We start from the raw sequence: 20,273 nt of genomic DNA, 5'->3' as shown, positions 1-20,273 counted from the left end.
CAGCAATTTGATGAATCAATGCCTCTTTCTTACTAATCTGGAACATGCCAAGAGCAACTTAATAAATCTGAAAGTCCAGCAGAAGGGGTGGGACTATATTTTTTCGAGACCCTCAAGAAAAAAGATTTGACTACGTCTTCATTACATCATGGTTGGGTGGCGTATCCCTATGAGCTACTTGCAGTAAAAGCAATTTACCGGCGTTGCACAGGCCACGAAGTCTCGCTGGAAGCTGACCACCCCTTGCAGCAAAGCAGCTTAATGCATCCGCCAACGCTGCACCCCTTACCGGAAACGCCAGAGTCACCAAAGCTGCAAGCATTTGTTTCGCAAGTCTTTGCAGACTCCTGGCAGCCATTGAAGGCTGTACCGCTGGTGTAGAATCTGACGCCCGCAAAACGCCGAAGAAACCATGCCAAGGCAAACAAACGCAGGAGGGTTAACTTAGGCAAGCCGCACCTGTGCGAACTATTCCGTAACCTCTGGAAAATTTTGATCTATAAATGCCATGGCGAACTCATTTGGATCAACTAAAACGCCACTTGCCTGTAATCTGGCGAAATTGCTTTCCCATACTTCACGAATTTTCATCGGGAATGATTCTGGCAAATCCATCTGATCGCGAACGATCTCGAGCCATGTTCCGCTTGTGTTATAGACGGCCGCCAGTTTCGGTTCCATTTTTTTCAATGCCTCGCTCTGACCGGCATCAAGTTGATCAATCGCTGCTAATACGTAGCACTCCAGCAAACGGAGAAAAGGCTTTCCTTCATATCTGTTCATAATGTATCTCTTAAAAAATCTGCCTGTTTATAAAAGCACATTTTAAGCAAATTCAAAAATAATGCGAAAAAATCTAAAAAACGATGAATCCTTTTTCTATCTTAGCGACTCTTGCTACTTGAGAGTGCACTCACTGTACACAATCAATTCCCGTTCATGGCCTTGTATGCCACGCGGAGCCTTTAAATACTTTCGAAAGATAAACATCATGTTCAGTAAACAACAGTCAACAACAGGTCGCCGTGCTTTCACCGGTTTATTGCTGTCCGCCTCATTCTTAATGGCTGGCATGGCGGCTGGTACCGCCACTGCTGGAGAAATCGTTCCAGCCAACATGGAAGTCTATAAACAGGCAGCAAGCGCCAAGAAGCCCATCATCATGCATGTACATGCTACCTGGTGCCCTGTCTGCGCCAAGCAAAACCTCATTATTGAATCGCTGATAAAAGAGCCAGAATTCAAGGACGTCATTGTTTTCAAAATCGACTTTGATGCGGATAAAGGTTTGGTCGAGCAATTGGGAGTCAAGAATCAATCAACACTGATCGCAGCCAAGGGCCCACTGGAAGTTGAACGCACGGCTGGCATTACCGACAAAGAACAAATCCGCCAGTTCATCCGTAAATCCCTGTAAGCGGCACGGCACAAGGGCAATCGTCGTGATCACCTTCTTATTCAGTCTCCTGGCAGGAGCCTTATCTACACTGTCACCATGCGTTTTGCCCCTTGTGCCCATTATTATGTCCAGCGCCTTGCAAACAAACCGCTGGGCACCTCTGGCCTTGCTGTCTGGCGTCGTCGTATCTTATACCACCATGGGCACCTTACTCGCTGTATTTGGTAGTGGCTTAGGCATCGATGCAAGGCATGTAAAGACTGCCAGCGCGATACTGATGTTATTGTTGGGTGCCATGTTCTTGCTACCCGTATTGCAACAGGCCTTTATCAAATTGACGACGCCTTTTACCAATACGGCAAATACCCGCCTCTCCAGCTTCAGGGCAGACAGCGTACTTACTCAGGGCTTGCTAGGCATGATGTTGGGCGTGGTTTGGACCCCTTGTATCGGCCCTACATTAGGTGCAGCAATCACCATGGCGGCAGGTGGCAACAACTATTGGCATACACTGCTCACCATGCTGGTATTTGGAATAGGTGCTGCCCTGCCCATGGGTGTCTTGGCCTATGGCTCCCGAGCAACGATAAGCAACACCAAGAAAACCATGGCTGTAGCGGGGCGTCGCGGCAAAAAAATGATGGGCTTGGCACTGCTCTTGGTAGGTGGCTTGATCATTACTGGATCAGATAAATCACTGGAAACACTATTGACCAGCCATATGCCAAGTATGCTCCAGGATTTGACAACGCGATTTTGACCGTGCTCATTGCGTGCTGCGAGCAGGTCAGGTTGACAGGAGTAGCGTTTCGCGGTTGAAGCTGCTCCTACACAGGCAATTATGGAATTGGGCCATTGCGCGGTTCCTGTATTTTGAAATTCCGTGCCACATCAACAATCGCTCCGTCAGACTTACTACCATACCGATACACCGGCACCCACACCAATGCCCCCAGGGTCGCGGCAAGCATGTCTTTATGGGCATCCCAGATATCGCCTTGTTGGCCGTTGTAGGCTTCGGCGTCTTCGGCGGGCATGGTGATCGCGATGAGCCATTCAAACCACTCATAGAAAAGACTGCTGACCATGATGGCGGTCAGTGACAACATCAGGCAGTGGCTGAGCCTGGGCGTGTACTTGTGGCGAAAGTATTCTATCAATGCTGGCACCAGGCAAAAGCCGTAGAGGAAGTGTATCAATCGATCGAAATGATTACGGCTCCAGCCCATGCTGGCTTGCAGGGACATGCCCGTCAGTGATTTGATCCAGGCGTCATAGGGCACATTGGAATACAGCCATCTGGCTGCAACACAGTGAGCAGCCATGAACAGGCAAATCATCAGGAAGCTGGTATTGCTGATGGGATTTTTTCTGGCATAGTAGCCAAGCATGATGAGGCCAAGCACAGTCAGTGAGCTATGCAAGGCTTGCTCATAGGGCCAGATCGGTTTTATCCAGCTCAGGGCAAATACTGCAATTGCAAATAAGAAGGACGCGGTTTTACTGTTATTCATTGCAGGGATGTTGATGGTTTGTGCTGATACTTCTTACTGGCACCCACTTCTTTTTCGAATAATTGAATTTCAGCGCGAAGCTGTTCAAGAGCAAGCATGTTGCATTTTCCTGCGCTCCAGAAATTGCAGCAAGCTATGATTTCGTGCACCCCTGGCGTCGTCGTATAGCGTTCTACGCTGTCCTGATGTAGCGCCAGGACAGGACAATAGTCGTAATTGCTCATCACTTAAGCTGTCAAGAACGGCAATTAACTGGGGTGACGTACTACGATAGCCGTCCACCATGCTGCCACCGCCCTGATCAAGCCTGACAGCGGCACCGCGTTCCAGCAGGTACGCAAACAAGGCAGCGCCACCGTCAGACAAGTGGTCCCATTCCTTGAACCTGCTGCTTGTATGCGCATGCTGAAAGTTTGCCTCAACTGCTGTCAGTTCACGCAAGCGCGCTTGCACAGTATTTTTTTCTTCCATTGTCAACTGTGCCTTGCTGGTAGCACTACCTTCATCGAATCGCCTGATCGTCCAATACTGCATCATGGATAGCCCATAATAATTCGCCCCGGCATCTGCATAGGGATCCATACCGAGGTCAAGTGCAAATAGAATGACGGGCGCGTGCAACGACCTCATTGCACTGGACAACAATGAACGATCACCTTTTTGTTCGCGCAAATCCAGTTCATGGCTCTGTAGGTAATGCAACCAGGCCAGCACATGATGTGCAGGCAGACTATGCGCGGCACTCAAGCCACGCCACCACATCGGTCCTCCGTAATCGCTGCAGTCAAGTTTCAAGCCCTGCTCAACGAAGACCTCTAGCAAGGCAACATTCGTAGCAGCCATAGCGGGTGCAAGATAGGCGCAATGCAGATCAGCTCTATTATTCCCCTCGCCAGATCTTTGCTTGAGCTTATGCTGCAAAAGCACTTTCATTACGGCAGTATTTGCTGACTTGACCGCGCATTCTTCAACTACTCCTGAGATTCGATCCTTTTCTTCTGTGGCGTGCTCCAGTGCCATCTCCAATGCAGGCAAGTCAGCCGCACACGCTGCGATGCGGAGCGGGTTTTGTTGCCACTGCAGTTTGGTTGCATCCGCATTTTTCTTGCTTTCATCTTGCAATCTGGATTTGATAAAGATGGCGCTCAACACATAAAAAGCGACACAACAAACTGCAACCAGAACAAAGGCAAGGATGCTACTTATCAGCACCGAGAAAGCCATATCCCAGGCACTCTTTCTTTTTACGAAGCCGCGCCAAATCGACAGTATCGCAACCACCAGAGCGACGACAGCGCCAGCGCTTCCGGCAAACGAGAACAATCCGCTGCCATCGTGAGCAAGTGCGGCTCCATGGAAAAATAACAGACTAAAAAACAGGAAGTGAAATGCCATGTTGACTGGAATAACAGTTAATTCTATAAAAGGCTTATGCCCGCCCGGCCTATGTCATAACTCATGAAATACGGTGCACGAGCAGAAAAAGATGGTAACTATCCTGCGCAGTCGCCTCCAGGTTCAAGAAACCGCAAGCAAGTCCATAAAAGATTGATGTACCCTAAGCACAAAATCAGATTCCTCTTTCAAGCCTGGCAACACCAAAGTGTATTCCCAAATATTATTCAAAACAAGAGTTGAAGAATAGTCATCTATGTCTTTAATTTCATCCGGCGCAGTAACATTTTTGAGCAGTGCTTCACATTGCAAGAGAGAGAATTTCCTGCAATAAAACATAAAGCAGCCCTCTCCATCTTCATTCAATGAATAACCTGAGGTAGCAAATCCGAAGTCCATCTCAGCATCTTTGGCGAAAAAAATTTCTACACCGTCCTCATCACGTTCAAAGACTTCCATAACAGGCCTGGGCCAAAATTCCTTTATTTTTTTTACGAATGCCAGTTCAATTTCGACCGGGTCAATATTAGCAAAATAGGTATAGTCTGCCCCTGTAACATCCATAGTCACTGCTTTTCTGCCTGTACGGCGCTCTGATACCTGAGCTCATTTCATGAGCCGCATAGTACGCAAGTTTGATCATTTTTTATTCCATACTTAAGTGTGCGCCGCCCGACTCGTCAGTTCTTTGTTAACGAAGCATTCAACATGCAAGCAAAAGTACTGAGGGGCGAGTGCAAACAAGCCCCCTTAAAACCCTGTGGACGTCAACTACTTATGGCGCTACATAAGTAAATGCAGGCGCATGCCATTGCCTGGTGAAATAGTCATTGGTATTGCGTGCATCCAGATTACCCGCGATAGTCAGGCCTGCTTCGCCCACTTTGCTGGTGAGCAGCTTGACCCTGTGTGCCAGATCGGCACTGTCTGGTGCTGTTCCATAGACCGTTTCCAGTGCATCAAGCAGTGCCTTGAGCCATTCGGTGACCCGCAGGGTTTTGCCTTCGGCGTTGTCAGCAATCGCCAGCAGCAGGCAATGCAGGGCACGCATATATTGCATCTTCAATTTATCGGGTTTGATCTGGACCAGCCATGGCAAATGACGCACGGCGACCACGGCAGCATCTTTCATCTCACTTTCTGCTACCTTGAATTCGATGAGCATGGCAACCAGCTGGATATACTCCATATTTGAACGTATCAGGCGATAGCTGCGTTTATACAACTCGCGGGCTTCATCCTTGCGCCCCAAGGCATACTTGGCGAGCATGATCTGAGGCAAATCGATGTGCGGCACCTGGCTGCAAGACAGGTGGCCATCAAGAATGGGCTGGGCAGCAGTGATCATTTCTTCGTAGCGCCCTTCTTGCGCGAGCAAGCGAACGGCGTAACTGTGTTCGCAGGCAGCACAGTCTGCATAGCCATCGCGCGGCTCTGCGATGGCCTTGTCCCAAAATTCCCTGGCTTGTCTCATATTGCCTTGTATGGAATACACCTCAGAGCGTTTGGCATATACCGGACGGCGGCTGAGATTTTGCGCCTCATACCGTTTTGCCATGTCGGCGGCGATGGCGTCTATCTGCTTTTGGTTGATGCGCGAAAACTCAGGCAACATGGGTAGTATCCACTTGCTCGGCCAGAGTATGGAAGTCTGGTCGATGATATCTGGCCGCGTATCAGTAATATGCTGGCACCATGCATACATGGCCAGTGCAAGTTCATCTTCACCGCTAAAGACGGCAACCGTCATGCGTTCATGGCGCGCATCAAACTGCAATGAAACGGAGCCGGAACGGTCGGCAGCGACGATGGCACGATCCAGCAAATCTGCTTTTTCTGATGATCCATAGTCGAATTCCTGAGACTGCGAAATCAGAGAGCGGGCCAGTGCAGCCTCGGTCATATTTTCTAGTGCCATGTCGGTTTTTCTCCAGTTCCCATCAAACTCCATTCCAGCAAGCCGGACAAACCATCGCTCATCAGGTTCAGCTCGCGGCTGCTGAGGGGATAATGCCCCATCAACAGAGCCTGCACATACAATATCTGCACGATGCGTTGCACCAGCGAGGCATCGGGATGTTGTATCAGGCGGCGCACCAATGCGTTACCATAGTTAAAATAAATTTCGCTGTTTTCTTCTTGTTTGACCTGAGTCACAATGTCCTTCCACAAGTCGTCTACATGCTCGGTACTGACTGTCATTTGCCGGCTGATATTGGCATCGCGATTGGAGGCAAACAAAGTAGGCAAATCGCCAGGCTCGAACACCTTGAGCTTGACGGTGCAGGCAAGGCCTTCCAGTGCGCTTTGTGCCAGTTGCATGAAGTTTTGATGTCGCGCCTCCTGTTCATCACTTAAGTTTTGTAGTTGATGGCCAATGTCAGAAGGCTCGACAAAACGTACGGGTGTGAGTGGAAACAGTTCACCATATTTTGCCATCAGCTCGGCATCATAGACATAGCCAGCATTGATGACATCAATGCCCTGCCCTGCTGCAATCTGGGCAATTTGCCTGAAAGCGTCTACGCCAGCAGTACACAGTATGCGCTGGTTGCGCTCCAGATAAACTTGCAGGGTGCTTTGCCCATAATTGGTTTCTATAGGAAACCAGGGTGCGAACAGCTTGAAAAATTCATCGTCTTCCAGCGCCAGTGCTTTTAGCGTCATATGATGATAAGCCATCAATTTTTGCAATTGCGCGGGGTCCCGTCTGGCCAGATCAACCAGATAATTGCGCAGGCAAGCGCCCAGTTCTTCCTGGGTCTTTTGCAGTTTTTCATCCTGGTGAAAAGCATTGCGCGCTGCAGTCGGGCGCAACTCGCTGCAATTGACGACGCACTGTACAAAAAATGCCCAGGGTGGCAACAAGTTTTCCACGCTGTCAGACAACAGCATGCGCTTGAGATAAACCCGGTGCTTGCTTTTGCTATTGTGCGCAGGAGTGCGCTCCAATACATAGGCAACACCATTCACGCCACCGGTTTCTGATACCAGCGGGATAGCATCAAAGAATGCCGTATCCATGCTGCGACGACCAAACTCCATCAAGAAAGCCTTGCGTGAGGATAATGGCAGGTGTGAGGCATCCCAGGGGAAGGTCTGCGTGCGTTCACTGTCATTCACCGCCTTTGACTGGCCCTTGTGCGTCACCTCGATAGGCCAGGGCAATACGCCGCCATAATAGCTGGCCGCTGCAAACACTTTGTCTGCGGTAAACAAGGAGCGCGACTCTGGCTTGGCAATCAGCCTGACCGAAGTGCCTGGCGGCACATCCTCATCCAGCACGGCAATATCATAGGTGCCATCGGGCCGCCCGCGCCAGCGCAATGCTGGTGCATCCGGGCTGGTGGCCGAGCGGCTGACCAGTTCAATTTCATCTGCAACGATGAAGCAAGCCAGCAAGCCTATGCCAAACTGACCAATATAATCCTGCGCCTGACCCACCCATACACCACGTTTGGATGACTCACCGATCACCGCCAGAAAGCGATGCATCTCTTCTTCAGTCAGCCCTATGCCAGTATCGATAAAGCGAACGGCATGCATGTCATCATCAACATGCAATTCTATGCTGCCAGAAAATTCTGCCGCAAGCCGTGTGCGGGCCTGCATGGCATCGCTGGCATTTTGCAAAAGCTCACGCACGAATACATCAGGACGTGTATACAGGTGATTGGATAACAGGTCGATCAAACCAGAAAGATTGATCTGGAAACGGTGTTCCATAGTCGGGGCTTCTTTCAGCATGTAGGCTGTGTTTTGATAGTAAGGAAAACAAATAGCTATATTTATTCATATAACGATAGCCTGACTCTATGCTAACACTGCTGAATCTGTTTGTTTGTTACCCTATGTAACCACCTATAAATTTGATTACAAGCCCGAACAGTTTGAGGGGCGTGTCTATGGCAGAGCCGCTGGTCAAGATGTTGTAGGGGAATTATTGCCGAATCACATAATGTTGGCCTGGCTCGTGGCTCCCAAATATCCGCATCGTGCTGAACACGGCAACACAACTGAGCAAGCTCACCAGGCGCGAGGGAGACATTGCCGTGCGCCTGGTCAGACCCACCGACCCCGACCTGATAGCCCGCCACCTGACCAAGCGCAAGCTGGGCCTGTTCGTCGCCAAATCCTATTTGGAAAACAAGAAATAACAGCAGACAGCATCCCTTTGATAATTACCAAATAGTTAAGGCTGACAACATACTGTGCTCCTACACATGATTAGCAACAACACGAATCAAATACAGACACTTGTATTTTTGATCGTAGATTTAAATGCGATGGCGTTTATGTCATGACATTGAGGTAACGATAGCTGGCATAACCGTGCTCAATTGCATTGTTTGTCTTAAAAAATGAATCGAGCGAGAGTAAAGACTTAGCAGGGGGAATTTAAGGATGCTATCCTTTAGTTCGATATAAAGTTCATGTGAAATGCATGAACTTTTCTAAAAAAAATCAGAATCTATCAAATTTTCATGAAAATTTTACATGAATTTTAATTGTGATATTATTAATCTCATATCCTTGTGAGTTAACAAAGTAAATGGAAGATTTGTTAGAATTTTCGCCTGCTGTTCTAGAATGGGCAGCTACACAATCCGGAAAAACGGTTGGTGAGATTGCGTCTAAAATTTCCAAAAAGAAGCCAGAAGAAATTCAATATGGAAAAATGTCCCAATCGCAAGCTACTAGATTCGCAAAGCTTGCTGGAGTACCTTTTGGTTATTTATTTTTGGACACACCTCCAGGATCTCGAGTAAATCCTATTGCTGACTTTCGTACTACTTCCAATGCAACTCCATTAAGCAAAGATTTCTTTGCGATGTATGACGATATAGATTTTAAGCAATCTTGGTATAAAGATCTGCTGAAGAGTCTTGGTGCTGAACCACTCCCCTTTGTTGCGAAATTTTCCACTAAGTCCTCTGCTGAAGAGGTTGCATTGGATATGCGAAAAACTATGGGCGTTTCATTTGCTGAAATTGCAGGATTGCCAAATTCGGATGCGGTATTTTCGTATTTGTCTGGAAAAGCAGAGGATTCTGGAATACTGATTTTCAAAAATAGCCAAGCTGGAAATAATTGGCGAAGAGCATTACAAGTAACGGAATTCAGAGGTTTTGTTCTCAGCGATAGATTTGCGCCTGCAATTTTCATTAACGGATCAGATGCTCCAGCAGCTTGGGTATTTACTCTTGCGCATGAATTAGCTCATATCTGGTTTGGTGACTCTGGCATTTCAGATACAGATACAAAAAGTGCAAATAAACAAGAGCGTTTGTGCAATTCGGTAGCAGCTGAATTTTTAGTGCCTGCAAGAGATTTTAAGCGAGTATGGGATGAGCGCGACATTGATGTGAACAGCAAGCTAGAGTTAGCGAGAAAGTCTTTTAAGGTAAGTTTACTTGTAATTGCTAGACGTGCATTTGAACTCGACTTAATCCCTTCCGGAAAGTATTCTGAAATTTATCAAGTTGTCAGGAATAATGCAGCGAAACCGAAAGACTCTGAGGGCGGCGATTATTACCGAACATTACCAATTAGAAATAGCAGGCGTTTAACTAATCAAGTTGCTCGCCTTGCTGCTACGGGTGGAATTAGTTTTAGAGAAGCGGGACAGTTACTAAATACAAATCCTAATAACGTCATGACGTATTATGCAAAAAACTCCAATTCGTTTTCTACTTGATTCTGATGTTTTAATTTCCGCAAAAAATTTACATTACAATCCGAAATTTTGTGGTGTGTTTTGGTCTTGGATAAATGAGGCGCATAATGCCGGAAGTTTATTTAGTGTAGACAAAGTAAAGAATGAACTTTTGTCAGGGGGCGATAAAGATGTTCTGTACGAATGGGCTACTCGAACTAATTTAAGTAACTTCTTTTTAAAGACGAACCAATGCGCTAAACAATGGGGAGCCTTATCTGCCTGGGCACATTCTCCTGCTAAGGCGTTTAAAGAGGTGGCTAAGGCAAAGTTTCTTGATATTGAATCTGCTGATGCTTGGTTGATTGCATATGCCGCAGAACATAAAGATTGTGTAATTGTAACAAATGAGGTTTCAGCTCCATTTAGTAAAAGCTCAATTAAATTACCTGATGCTGCGGCTCATTTAGGTGTTAAGACAACCACTATATTTGATCTTTTATGTCGTCATTCAGGAAGTAATTTTATATTTTCACCTTGAATAGTTAAAGAGGTGAGTGTAAATCATTGAAGGATATTTATAGCTTACTCTGTCTCATCGTGACAATCTTCGGATAAGCGCAAGGAGATGAGTCTTGCCAAAATATAAATATAAGTCAACTTCATAGTCGAATGTACTTGAATCTCAAAAAACAAACAATTTGCAGCAACTAAAAAATGACCCTGATTGTTTCCGTAATGTATATAGACGAATTAACTGGAGAATTTTCAGGCGAGATACCTTTACCAGCAGGAACAGAATTGGCCGGTCCTGAGATATGGCGAAGCTCGGTATATGGATCGCCGAAAAGCTTCGAACTCGGGCTTTCTTTACTATGCACACTCAAGCGCCAGGATATTCTTGTACTTGGGAGTGATATTGTCACGTTGAAGACAGAAACCACAACCTTGCTGGACGCTTTAGATCATGACGAAACCTATCAGCATAGACTGGGCAATATTATCCGCGCCTGCGAGCTTGCGATTGCTCACGGCGCGGCTGTGTGGGTTGCATAAAATGCAGTTATAAAAATCGGGAAATAAATAATTCAAATGACAGGTTGCTTGACTTCAAGATTATCATCGCCGACAAGATAGCTTTTACAACGTCGCAAGTATGGTGTGCGAAATATTCCGGGCCCGGATTCAGGAATCACCATACCCCACACATATCCGCTTGGATCACAAAACAATTGCGCGAAACTCTCATCTCTTGCCCGGATTTTCTTTGATGGCCTCTTCAAATATGCTTTCAGCAAGTATTTTATTCTGCCGACATCAGTGATTAATACTTCAGATGGCTCAGGTAGATTTGTTATTTCTTTTTCTTGGCTCATGATATAAAAAGAATGGGCTATTTTTTAAAAACCTGCCAACAGTATGCCGTCTTTATATATACAAACGGACCTTGGTGTTGCAAGGCCCGTTCGTATAATTATTGAGGCAGGTGATAATGGCGAACTGATTACCCCACCACCCCAGCCCTCCCCAGCATCGCATGCAACAACACATTGCACCCCGCCTCCAGGTGTTCTGATTTGGCATCTTCAATTTCATTATGGCTGATGCCATCCTTGCAGGGTACGAAGATCATGCCTGAGGGGGCGAGCCTGGCGGTGTAGATGGCGTCGTGGCCTGCGCCGGAGACTACGTCCATGGTGCTGTAGCCCAGGGTGGCTGTGGCTTCGCGTACGGCGTTGACGCAGTCGGGGTGGAAGGGGCATGGGGGGTAGTAGGAGACGCGTTCTACGCTGATGCTCAGGCCGCTGTCCTTGCTGGTTTTATCGACGAAGGCGAGGATTTCATTGTGCATGGTGTCGAGCAATTCGGAGGATACATTGCGCAGGTCTATGCTGAACTTGACTTCGCCGGGGATGACGTTGCGGCTGTTGGGGAAAACCTGGACCATGCCTACCGTGCCGCGGCCATAGGGCGGGTAGCGGTTGCCGATGTTGACGACTTCTTGCATGATTTTGGTGGAGATTTGCAGGGCGTCTTTGCGCAGGGCCATGGGCGTGGGGCCAGCATGGGCTTCCATGCCAGTGACGATGCAGTCGTACCATGAGAGGCCAAGCACGCCGGGGACGACGCCGATGACCTTGTCGGCATCTTCGAGTACCGGGCCTTGTTCTATATGGGTTTCAAAGTAGGCACCGATGGGGTGCTGGCCTGGCACTTCTGTGCCTTTGTAGCCTATGCGCTCCAGTTCATCGCCTACGGTTTTGCCTTCGGTGTCTTTGGCAGCATAGGCTGTTTCCAGCGAGAATGCGCCGCAGAATACGCCTGAACCCATCATGACGGGGACAAAGCGTGAACCTTCTTCATTGGTCCAGAAGGCGACTTCTATTGGTGCTTCAGTTTCTATGTTGTGGTCGTTGAGGGTGCGCACGACTTCCAGTGCGGCCAGCACGCCGTAGTTGCCGTCGAACTTGCCGCCGGTGGGCTGGGTATCGATGTGGCTGCCGGACATGATGGGTGGCAGCGCCGGGTTCTTGCCTGCCCTGCGCATAAAGACATTGCCTATCTGGTCTATGGTGACGGCAAGGCCAGCCTGCTTGGCCCAGGAGACGACGAGGTCGCGGCCCTGTTTGTCAAGATCAGTCAGGGCCAGGCGTTTGACGCCGCCTTTTGGGGTGGCACCGATTTGTGCCAGTTCCATCAATGAGTCCCAGAGACGCTGACCATTGATGCGTAGATTTGCCGTAGTCATGTTAAATCCTTCATGTTCAATGCTTCTTGATAATTTCTTACGCGCGCATTTTGTTCAGCGCTTGAAACATGGGCGAGAAGGATGGACGTTTGATATAACGCCCTGCCCCCATCTCGGCCATTAATTCACCTTGATTGAACACCAGCTTGCCACCGCTGATGGTGTGGGTTGGTATGCCCTTGACAGTGCGACCTTCAAAGACGTTGAAGTCGCCTTTGGAGAATTGTGTCTTAGCTGACAGTGTCTTGGTGCCTGCGGCATCCCACAAGACGATGTCGGCGTCTGCGCCTTCTGCAATCACGCCTTTGCGTGGGTAGATATTGAAAATCTGTGCACAGTTGGCGGAGGTGACCTTGACGAATTCTGAAGGTGTCAGGCGGCCAGTATTGACGCCAGCATCCCACAAGACCATCATGCGCTCTTCTATGCCGCCGCAGCCGTTGGGTATCTTGGTGAAGTCGTCTTTGCCTGCGGCTTTTTGGGCTGCACAGAAGGTACAGTGATCGGTGGCGGTGGTATGCAGATTGCCGCCTTGCAGACCTTGCCACAAAGCTTGTTGGTGTTGGCTGCTGCGGAAAGGCGGGCTCATGACGTGGCCTGCTGCCTGGACGAAATCTTTGTTTTTGTAGACGCTGTCGTCAACGACGAGATGGCCTGCCAGCACTTCACCAAACACGCGCTGGCCGTGGGCACGGGCGCGGGTGATGGCATCGAGTGATTCCTGGCAGGATACATGGACGATGTAGAGCGGCGTATTAAGTACATTGGCAATGGCGATGGCGCGCTGTGCGGCTTCGCCTTCAACGACGGGCGGGCGAGATAACGGATGGGCTTCTGGCCCGGTCTTGCCTTGCTTTAGCATTTCTTGTTGCAGCATGTAGACGAGTTCACCGTTTTCTGCATGCACGGTGGGCATGGCACCCAGTTCCAGTGCACGGGTAAAGCTTTTTACCAGAATCTCGTCATCGGCCATGATGGCATTTTTATAGGCCATGAAATGCTTGAAGCTGTTGACGCCATGTTCATTGACGAGCTTGCCCATGTCAGCGTGGACGGTTTCATCCCACCATGTAACAGCGACATGGAAAGAATAGTCACCGGCAGATTTTTCTGCCCAGCCGCGCCAGGTATTGAAGGCTTCCATCAGGCTTTGTTGCGGATTGGGGATGACGAAGTCTATGATGCTGGTCGTACCGCCCGCCAGTCCCGCAGCCGTGCCGGTAAAGAAATCATCTTGCGTGACCGTACCCATGAAAGGCAATTGCATGTGGGTGTGCGGGTCTATGCCGCCGGGCATGACGTAGAGGCCACCAGCGTCGATGACTTCGGCACCCGCAGGTGCATCGAGATTCTCGCCTACGGCGATGATCTTGCCATTGTCGCAGAGGACATCGGCTTTAAATTCGCGGTCTGCGTTGACGACAGTGCCGCCGCGTATCAAGATGGTCATGACAGTTCCTTCATTAATTCATTGGGTGCGTAAATCACAGGAGTCGTTTCTCGTAGGTTGGGCGGACATTCGTAGGTTGGGCTACGCTTCACCAGCCCAACACTCAGCTTTCAAAAACGTATACGTCATTTCAGGCCCAGTGTTGGGCAGATAAAGCGTTGCCCAGCGGGGCCCGGCCCAACCTACGTTCTTGCAACCTACCTCGTTATTTTGCACATTCAAAATTCAAACCTTCTTACCACTCATCAAACCCATATACACCACACCGGACAAGGCGAGGCCGACGAACCAGGCGTAGGTGTAGATGGTCTTCAATACTTCTGGAATATCCGGGAAGCTGGCAGGGAAAGCCGCATTCAAGAAACCCGGAATATTCGGCAAAACGCCGATCACGAAAGCAATCACGGCGGCCATGTTCCAGCCATTTTTATAGCTGTACTTGCCTTGATCCTGATACAAGGCAGCGACATCAATTTCTGTCTTGCGGATGAAGTAATAATCAATGATCAAAATACCGGCAATGGGGCCAAGCAAGGCGGAATAACCGATCAGCCAGGTGAAGATATAACCCTGGGTAGATTCCAGTATCTTCCACGGCATCATGATCAGGGCGATGGATGCGGTGATGTAGCCACCAGTTTTATAAGAAATCAGCTTAGGGTTCAGGGCTGAGAAATCATAAGCGGGGCCAACGAGGTTGGCTGCCAGGTTGACGGATACCGTGTCTATCAGCAAAACCAGCAAGGCAATCAACACGGCAATGCCAGTCATGCGGCTGGCGAGATCGACCGGGTCCCACAGGGCTTTACCGTACAGAACCACCGTGGCAGACGTGACGATCACGGCCAGCAGTGCCAGCAAGCCCATGGGGGCAGGCAAGCCTATGGTCTGGCCCAGGATCTGGTCTTTTTGCGATTTGGCGAAGCGGGTAAAGTCTGGAATGTTGAGTGCCAGAGTAGCCCAGAAGCCGACCATGGCTGTCAGTGAAGGCCAGAAGGTGCTCCAGAATTGCCCGGCTTTTTTTCCACCTTCAACAAATTGAGATGGCTGATCGAGGATGGGGCCAAAGCCGCCAGCCTTGTTATAGACCCAGCCCAGCAAGACGAAACAGATGATGATTTTAAGTGGTGCGGTATAAGTTTCCAGCTTGCGTATGGAATCCATGCCGTGGAAGATATACCAGAATTGTATGGCCCAAAAAATCAGGAAGCACACCAGTTGTGCAGCATTAATGCCGAGACCAGCGATATTGTCACCACCTAAAGGGTGACCGATCATGACGCCACCCAGGGTATAAATCATTTGCCCACCAAACCAGGTTTGTATGCCATACCAGCCGCAAGCGACGATGGCACGCATCAAGGCAGGTAAACGCGCGCCGCGCACGCCAAAGGAAGTGCGCGCCAGCACGGCATAAGGGATGCCATATTTGGCACCTGCATGGCCGATCAACAACATGGGAATCAGGACGATGGCGTTGGCCAGGAATACTGTCATTACCGCCTGGTAAGCCGACATGCCGCCTTCAATCAGACTGGCTGCCAGAGTATAAGCCGGGATACACATGACCATGCCGACCCAGAGCGCAGCAAAGTGATACCAGCGCCAGGTACGCTGGGCTTCTGAAGTAGGTGCTAAATCTTCATTCCAAAGTTGCCCGCTTTGTGTCTGCATATACTCTTCTCCAGGTGTCGAATGTGAAACGCTTAATTACGCCTATGTTCTTAGCAAGCTTTATTCCAGGTTTGGCTTAGTAAAGACCTCTCAACACAGAGGCACAGAGACACAGAGAACGGCAAGAGAATTCCCTTGTTTTTCTCCGTGTTTCCTCTGTGTCTCTGTGTCTCTGTGGTTAATGGTCTTCGTCTTGATTCCAAGCAGAATTTATACGCCCACTATTCAGCAAGTACAAGCAATTATTTCAACACCGCACGCGGGTTGCGCGGGTCTTGCGTCCAGTTCATATATGGCTTGCCAGTTGCCTGGGGCACCATGGTGATGCACTGCTCTACCGGGCAGGTGATCTGGCAGAGGTTGCAGCCTACGCATTCTTCCTTGATGACTTCGTATTTGCGTGTGCCATTGTCGCCGATCAATTGCGCGATGGACTGGTGCGATGTGTCTTCGCAGGCGATGTAGCAGCGGCCGCATTGTATGCATTTGTCCTGGTCGATTTCTGCAATGACGGCATAGTTCATGTCCAGGTATTTCCAGTCTGTCGTATTGGCGACAGCCTTACCGGCAAAGTCACTGATGCGTTCATAGCCTTTTTCATCCATCCAGCGGGACAGGCCATCTGTCATTTCCTTGACGATGCGGAAACCATGCAGCATGGCGGCAGTACAGACTTGCACTGAGCCTGCGCCCAAGGCAAGGAATTCTGCTGCATCGCGCCAGTTGCCTATGCCGCCTATACCTGAGATAGGCAAGCCCTTGGTGGCCGGGTCACGCGCTATCTCTGCCACCATGTTCAAGGCAATCGGTTTGACGGCGCTACCACAATAACCACCATGCGTACTTTGCGTGCCGACGATGGGGCGGGCGATCATCTGGTCGAGATCAATCGAGGTGATGGAGTTGATGGTATTGATCAGCGACACGGCATCTGCACCACCATTGAAGGCAGCGCGGGCTGGTATGCGCACGTCAGTGATATTAGGTGTCAGCTTGACGATGACGGGCAGTGAGCAATACTTCTTGCACCAGCGCGTGATCATTTCAACGTATTCTGGCACCTGCCCTACGGCTGCGCCCATGCCGCGTTCTGGCATGCCGTGCGGGCAGCCGAAATTGAGTTCTATGCCGTCTGCACCTGTCGCTTCGACCAATGGCAAGATACGTGCCCAGCTTTCTTCTTCGCAGGGGTACATCAGGGACACAATCATGGCCCGGTCTGGCCAGTCTTTTTTGACTTGCGTGATTTCGCGCAGGTTGATTTCCAGGCTGCGGTCGGTGATCAGTTCTATGTTATTAAAGCCGATGACTTCACGGTTTTTGCCGAAGTGCGCAGAGTAACGTGAAGAGACGTTGACTGGTGGTGGATCTTCACCCAGGGTTTTCCAGACCACGCCGCCCCAGCCTGCTTCAAAAGCGCGGATGACGTTATAGGCCTTGTCGGTCGGTGGTGCAGAAGCCAGCCAAAAAGGATTGGGCGCCTTGATGCCGGCAAAGTTAATCGAGAGGTCAGCCATATTACACCTTCGCTTTCAAATCATTATCAATCGCCAGCGCTGCCAGCTTGCCATGTTGGACTGCCTGCACGGTCAAGTCCTGTCCATCAGCGATGCAATCGCCGCCAGCATAAATGCCGGATACGCTGGTGCGGTATTGGGCATCCACATGGATTTTGTCATTCTGCTTTTGCAGGTCTTTTGCCAGATCATCTGACAGGCTGCTGTTGTCCATGCATTGACCAATGGCCTTGAAGACGGCTTGTGCGGGGATGTCGATGGTTGCGCCGCTGGTTTGCAATTTGCCGCCCACTTCTTTAGTACGGGCGAAGCGCATGCCGCTAACTTTGCCTTCTGCATCACGCAAAATTTCTTGCGGTTGTGCCCAGGTGACTATGCGCACCTGGTTGGCTTTGGCGATGTCCTGCTCATGATGAGTGGCAGACATATACTCTGCACCACGGCGATACACCAGCGTGACTTGTTCTGCACCAAGGCGGGCGATTTGCACTGCCATGTCGATGGCGGTATTGCCGGCACCGATGACCACACATTGTTTGGGCACGGGCAATTTAGTCAGGTCTTCTGCCTGACGCAACTCGGCGATGTAATCAACCGCTGCCATCAGGCCTGGCGCATCTTCACCTGTCAGGCCAAGCTGGCGGCTGGCACCCAGGCCAAGGCCAAGGAAGACGGCATCATAATCGCGGCGCAAATCTGCCAGTTGCAAGTTCTGACCCAGGACCTGCTCATGCTTGACGGTAATGCCACCGATTTGCAGCAGGAATTCAACTTCACGCTGCGCGCTGTCGTCTGTCAGTTTGTATTTGGCGATGCCGTATTCATTGAGGCCGCCGGATTTTTGCTTTGCTTCAAAAATCACGACATCATGACCTAATGTTGCCAGCCTGTGGGCACAGGATAAACCTGCTGGCCCACCGCCGACGATGGCAATTTTTTTACCGGTGCTGGCAGCACGTTGGAAAGGATGCTGTTCGAATTTGGCATTGTCGAGTGCAAAGCGTTGCAGCAGACCTATCTTGACTGGTGCACCCTCTGCATCATGATTGCGCACGCAGGCATGCTCGCACAAAATCTCGGTCGGGCAAACGCGTGAGCAACTTGCACCGAGTATGTTTTGATCGAGAATGACTTTGGCTGCACCATTGATATTGCCGACAGCAATATTTTGGATAAAGCTGGGCACGTCAATTTCTGACGGGCAAATGCGTGTGCAGGGGGCATCGTAACAATAGAGGCAGCGGTCACTTTCTATCGCTGCCTGGCGCTTGTTCAGTGCCGGATTCAAATCAGTGAAATGCGAACGCAGCGTTTCCTGACTTTCTTCTGCCTGAGGTAAATGCTTAAGGGCTTCCAACATGGTGGCTCCAATCTTGATCTGCTAAGTCTTTTTTACAAGCAATTTTCGTGACAGGGATTACTTATTCTGCGGGAAGGAAAACTCTGCTCCCTTAGAAATGCTATCTGGCCAGCGTTGCATAACTGCTTTCACACGCGTATAAAAGCGCACGCCCTCTGGTCCATAGATGTGATGATCACCAAACAGGCTGCGTTTCCAGCCACCAAAACTATGGAAGGCCATAGGCACAGGCAATGGCACATTCACGCCGACCATGCCAACCTGTATCATGCGCACGAATTCACGTGCAGTGCCGCCATCGCGGGTGAAGACTGCCACGCCATTGCCGTATTCATGCTTATTGATGAGGTCTGCTGCTGCCTCCATGTCTGGCACACGTACTACGCACAATACCGGGCCAAAAATCTCTTGCTTATAGACCGTCATTTCTGGCGTCACATGATCGAACAGGCTGCCACCGCAGAAGAAACCTTGTTCATGTCCGGGCACAGTAAAGTTGCGACCATCTACCACCAGTTTTGCGCCTTCTGCCACGCCTTCACCGATCAGGCTTTCTATGCGCTCTTTGGCGGCATGGGTAATGACCGGGCCCATTTCTGCATCCGGCACCAAACCATTATTGATCTTGAGGGATTTGACACGCGCTGCCATGGCGTCGACCAGTGCATCAGCAGCAGAACCAACGGCAACAGCAACCGAAATAGCCATGCAGCGTTCACCGGCAGAACCATAGGCTGCGCCCATCAGGGCATCGACTGCCATTTCCAGATCAGCATCAGGCATGACGACCATATGATTTTTTGCGCCACCCAGTGCCTGCACGCGCTTGCCATTTGCACAGCCACGAGCATAAATTGCCTGCGCAATAGGGGTGGAGCCAACGAAGCTGATGGCCTGTACTTCTGGATGATCAAGCAACGCATCGACGACCGTTTTATCACCTTGCACGACATTGAAAACGCCATCAGGCAAACCCGCCTGCTTGAGCAATTTTGCATGCAACAAGGATGCAGAAGGATCTCGTTCAGACGGTTTCAGGACAAAGGTATTGCCGCAGGCAATAGCGATAGGGAACATCCACATCGGCACCATGACGGGGAAGTTGAAGGGCGTAATGCCTGCAACCACGCCCAAAGGCTGGCGCATGCTGCAGGCATCAATACCACGGGCGATTTGTTCGGAATATTCACCCTTCAGCAACTGTGGGATGCCTATCGCAAATTCCACCACTTCTATACCGCGTGCAACTTCACCCTTGGCATCGGCCAGGGTCTTGCCGTGTTCCTTGGTCAGCAAATGGGCGAATTCATCGGTGTGCTGTTGCAAGAGGTTCAAATAAGCCATGAGCACGCGGGCGCGTGACAGGGCTGGTGTGTTAGACCAAGCAGGAAAAGCTTTTGCCGCTGCGGCGACTGCCAGGTTAACGTCCTGCTCGCTGCCCAGAGCGACCTGGCCTTGCACCGAACCGAGGGCAGGATTATAGATATCGGCAAAACGTGGCTGCAGGCTTTGATGCAGTTCGCCGTTGATGTAATGATTGACTTGATATGTGGTCATGA

At 49.9% G+C, this 20,273-nt stretch carries 20 protein-coding genes; 7 read left to right on the top strand and 13 right to left on the bottom strand.

The features are described from left to right. Positions 1–126 precede the first annotated feature (126 nt). Entirely contained in the window at positions 127–381 is a 255-nt protein-coding gene (locus tag H8L47_RS07095) for a hypothetical protein (protein ID WP_186952730.1), read from the top strand. Positions 382–468: 87 nt separating this feature from the next. Here H8L47_RS07095 and H8L47_RS07090 read toward each other — a convergent pair whose 3' ends face one another. Next, positions 469–783, bottom strand: coding sequence for a hypothetical protein (locus H8L47_RS07090; protein ID WP_186952727.1), 315 nt, complete (start codon positions 781–783; stop codon positions 469–471). A 208-nt stretch (positions 784–991) separates the two neighbouring features. Between H8L47_RS07090 and H8L47_RS07085 the strand changes: the two genes are divergently transcribed. Together H8L47_RS07085 and H8L47_RS07080 are read left to right on the top strand one after the other, a co-directional pair. Continuing rightward, positions 992–1,417: a thioredoxin family protein gene (locus H8L47_RS07085; RefSeq protein WP_186952724.1), complete on the top strand. Its 426-nt coding sequence runs from the start codon at positions 992–994 to the stop codon at positions 1,415–1,417. Positions 1,418–1,442: 25 nt separating this feature from the next. Further along, positions 1,443–2,159, top strand: coding sequence for a cytochrome c biogenesis CcdA family protein (locus H8L47_RS07080; RefSeq protein ID WP_186952721.1), 717 nt, complete (start codon positions 1,443–1,445; stop codon positions 2,157–2,159). 79 nt (positions 2,160–2,238) lie between these two features. On the opposite strand, the gene H8L47_RS07075 is transcribed toward H8L47_RS07080, so the two are convergent. From H8L47_RS07075 to H8L47_RS07055, 5 genes are all read right to left on the bottom strand, one after another. Continuing rightward, complete coding sequence (locus H8L47_RS07075) at positions 2,239–2,913, bottom strand: DUF2238 domain-containing protein (RefSeq protein WP_186952718.1); 675 nt, start codon at positions 2,911–2,913, stop codon at positions 2,239–2,241. Between the two features lie 84 nt (positions 2,914–2,997). Continuing rightward, positions 2,998–4,308 carry a hypothetical protein gene (locus tag H8L47_RS07070; RefSeq protein WP_186952717.1) on the bottom strand — a complete coding sequence of 437 codons (1,311 nt, stop codon included), beginning with the start codon at positions 4,306–4,308 and terminating at the stop codon, positions 2,998–3,000. Positions 4,309–4,431: 123 nt separating this feature from the next. Beyond that, positions 4,432–4,872, bottom strand: coding sequence for a hypothetical protein (locus tag H8L47_RS07065; protein WP_186952714.1), 441 nt, complete (start codon positions 4,870–4,872; stop codon positions 4,432–4,434). Between the two features lie 211 nt (positions 4,873–5,083). Continuing rightward, positions 5,084–6,226, bottom strand: coding sequence for a tetratricopeptide repeat protein (locus H8L47_RS07060; protein ID WP_186952712.1), 1,143 nt, complete (start codon positions 6,224–6,226; stop codon positions 5,084–5,086). Continuing rightward, positions 6,217–8,055, bottom strand: coding sequence for an HSP90 family protein (locus H8L47_RS07055; RefSeq protein ID WP_186952709.1), 1,839 nt, complete (start codon positions 8,053–8,055; stop codon positions 6,217–6,219). Before H8L47_RS07055 ends, H8L47_RS07060 begins: the two co-directional genes overlap by 10 nt. A gap of 248 nt (positions 8,056–8,303) precedes the next feature. Here H8L47_RS07055 and H8L47_RS07050 point away from each other — a divergent pair, with 248 nt between their 5' ends. The 4 genes from H8L47_RS07050 (at position 8,304) to H8L47_RS07035 (ending at position 11,020) form a co-directional block, all read left to right on the top strand. Continuing rightward, positions 8,304–8,465, top strand: coding sequence for a hypothetical protein (locus H8L47_RS07050; RefSeq protein WP_186952706.1), 162 nt, complete (start codon positions 8,304–8,306; stop codon positions 8,463–8,465). A 395-nt stretch (positions 8,466–8,860) separates the two neighbouring features. After that, positions 8,861–10,006 carry an ImmA/IrrE family metallo-endopeptidase gene (locus H8L47_RS07045; RefSeq protein WP_186952703.1) on the top strand — a complete coding sequence of 382 codons (1,146 nt, stop codon included), beginning with the start codon at positions 8,861–8,863 and terminating at the stop codon, positions 10,004–10,006. After that, positions 9,975–10,505: a DUF4411 family protein gene (locus tag H8L47_RS07040; RefSeq protein ID WP_186952700.1), complete on the top strand. Its 531-nt coding sequence runs from the start codon at positions 9,975–9,977 to the stop codon at positions 10,503–10,505. Before H8L47_RS07045 ends, H8L47_RS07040 begins: the two co-directional genes overlap by 32 nt. Before the next feature lie 176 nt (positions 10,506–10,681). Further along, positions 10,682–11,020: a hypothetical protein gene (locus tag H8L47_RS07035; RefSeq protein WP_186952697.1), complete on the top strand. Its 339-nt coding sequence runs from the start codon at positions 10,682–10,684 to the stop codon at positions 11,018–11,020. 32 nt (positions 11,021–11,052) lie between these two features. Here the strand turns inward: H8L47_RS07035 and H8L47_RS07030 are convergent, their stop codons facing one another. The 7 genes from H8L47_RS07030 to H8L47_RS07000 form a co-directional block, all read right to left on the bottom strand. After that, positions 11,053–11,340 carry a hypothetical protein gene (locus H8L47_RS07030; protein ID WP_186952694.1) on the bottom strand — a complete coding sequence of 96 codons (288 nt, stop codon included), beginning with the start codon at positions 11,338–11,340 and terminating at the stop codon, positions 11,053–11,055. 128 nt (positions 11,341–11,468) lie between these two features. Further along, positions 11,469–12,713 carry a Zn-dependent hydrolase gene (locus H8L47_RS07025; RefSeq protein ID WP_186952691.1) on the bottom strand — a complete coding sequence of 415 codons (1,245 nt, stop codon included), beginning with the start codon at positions 12,711–12,713 and terminating at the stop codon, positions 11,469–11,471. Between the two features lie 37 nt (positions 12,714–12,750). Then, complete coding sequence (gene hydA, locus H8L47_RS07020) at positions 12,751–14,163, bottom strand: dihydropyrimidinase (protein ID WP_186952688.1); 1,413 nt, start codon at positions 14,161–14,163, stop codon at positions 12,751–12,753. Between the two features lie 225 nt (positions 14,164–14,388). Further along, positions 14,389–15,837 (bottom strand): NCS1 family nucleobase:cation symporter-1, encoded by a 1,449-nt coding sequence (locus H8L47_RS07015; protein WP_186952685.1) that lies wholly within the window; start codon positions 15,835–15,837, stop codon positions 14,389–14,391. Positions 15,838–16,079: 242 nt separating this feature from the next. After that, a complete protein-coding gene (gene preA / locus H8L47_RS07010) occupies positions 16,080–17,354 on the bottom strand; it encodes an NAD-dependent dihydropyrimidine dehydrogenase subunit PreA (RefSeq protein WP_186952682.1) in 1,275 nt (424 codons plus the stop codon). A 1-nt stretch (position 17,355) separates the two neighbouring features. Then, positions 17,356–18,714, bottom strand: coding sequence for an NAD(P)-dependent oxidoreductase (locus H8L47_RS07005; protein WP_186952681.1), 1,359 nt, complete (start codon positions 18,712–18,714; stop codon positions 17,356–17,358). 57 nt (positions 18,715–18,771) lie between these two features. Beyond that, on the bottom strand, positions 18,772–20,271 hold the full coding sequence (locus tag H8L47_RS07000; RefSeq protein WP_186952679.1) for a CoA-acylating methylmalonate-semialdehyde dehydrogenase: 1,500 nt from the start codon (positions 20,269–20,271) through the stop codon (positions 18,772–18,774). Positions 20,272–20,273 lie beyond the last annotated feature (2 nt).

It is taken from the genome of Undibacterium umbellatum, assembly GCF_014284125.1.
In the GTDB taxonomy this organism is placed as follows: domain Bacteria; phylum Pseudomonadota; class Gammaproteobacteria; order Burkholderiales; family Burkholderiaceae_D; genus Undibacterium; species Undibacterium umbellatum.
This window is presented reverse-complemented; position numbering and strand designations above follow the sequence as displayed.

Bases quoted from the DNA above. Each gene is read 5' to 3' on its own strand.
- H8L47_RS07090 (WP_186952727.1), bottom strand. From the start codon at position 783: ATGAACAGATATGAAGGAAAGCCTTTTCTCCGTTTGCTGGAGTGCTAC.
- H8L47_RS07085 (WP_186952724.1), top strand. From the start codon at position 992: ATGTTCAGTAAACAACAGTCAACAACAGGTCGCCGTGCTTTCACCGGT.
- H8L47_RS07075 (WP_186952718.1), bottom strand. From the start codon at position 2,913: ATGAATAACAGTAAAACCGCGTCCTTCTTATTTGCAATTGCAGTATTT.
- H8L47_RS07070 (WP_186952717.1), bottom strand. From the start codon at position 4,308: ATGGCATTTCACTTCCTGTTTTTTAGTCTGTTATTTTTCCATGGAGCC.
- H8L47_RS07065 (WP_186952714.1), bottom strand. From the start codon at position 4,872: ATGGATGTTACAGGGGCAGACTATACCTATTTTGCTAATATTGACCCG.
- H8L47_RS07060 (WP_186952712.1), bottom strand. From the start codon at position 6,226: ATGGCACTAGAAAATATGACCGAGGCTGCACTGGCCCGCTCTCTGATT.
- H8L47_RS07055 (WP_186952709.1), bottom strand. From the start codon at position 8,055: ATGCTGAAAGAAGCCCCGACTATGGAACACCGTTTCCAGATCAATCTT.
- H8L47_RS07045 (WP_186952703.1), top strand. From the start codon at position 8,861: ATGGAAGATTTGTTAGAATTTTCGCCTGCTGTTCTAGAATGGGCAGCT.
- H8L47_RS07040 (WP_186952700.1), top strand. From the start codon at position 9,975: ATGCAAAAAACTCCAATTCGTTTTCTACTTGATTCTGATGTTTTAATT.
- H8L47_RS07035 (WP_186952697.1), top strand. From the start codon at position 10,682: ATGACCCTGATTGTTTCCGTAATGTATATAGACGAATTAACTGGAGAA.
- H8L47_RS07030 (WP_186952694.1), bottom strand. From the start codon at position 11,340: ATGAGCCAAGAAAAAGAAATAACAAATCTACCTGAGCCATCTGAAGTA.
- H8L47_RS07025 (WP_186952691.1), bottom strand. From the start codon at position 12,713: ATGACTACGGCAAATCTACGCATCAATGGTCAGCGTCTCTGGGACTCA.
- hydA (WP_186952688.1), bottom strand. From the start codon at position 14,163: ATGACCATCTTGATACGCGGCGGCACTGTCGTCAACGCAGACCGCGAA.
- H8L47_RS07015 (WP_186952685.1), bottom strand. From the start codon at position 15,837: ATGCAGACACAAAGCGGGCAACTTTGGAATGAAGATTTAGCACCTACT.
- preA (WP_186952682.1), bottom strand. From the start codon at position 17,354: ATGGCTGACCTCTCGATTAACTTTGCCGGCATCAAGGCGCCCAATCCT.
- H8L47_RS07005 (WP_186952681.1), bottom strand. From the start codon at position 18,714: ATGTTGGAAGCCCTTAAGCATTTACCTCAGGCAGAAGAAAGTCAGGAA.
- H8L47_RS07000 (WP_186952679.1), bottom strand. From the start codon at position 20,271: ATGACCACATATCAAGTCAATCATTACATCAACGGCGAACTGCATCAA.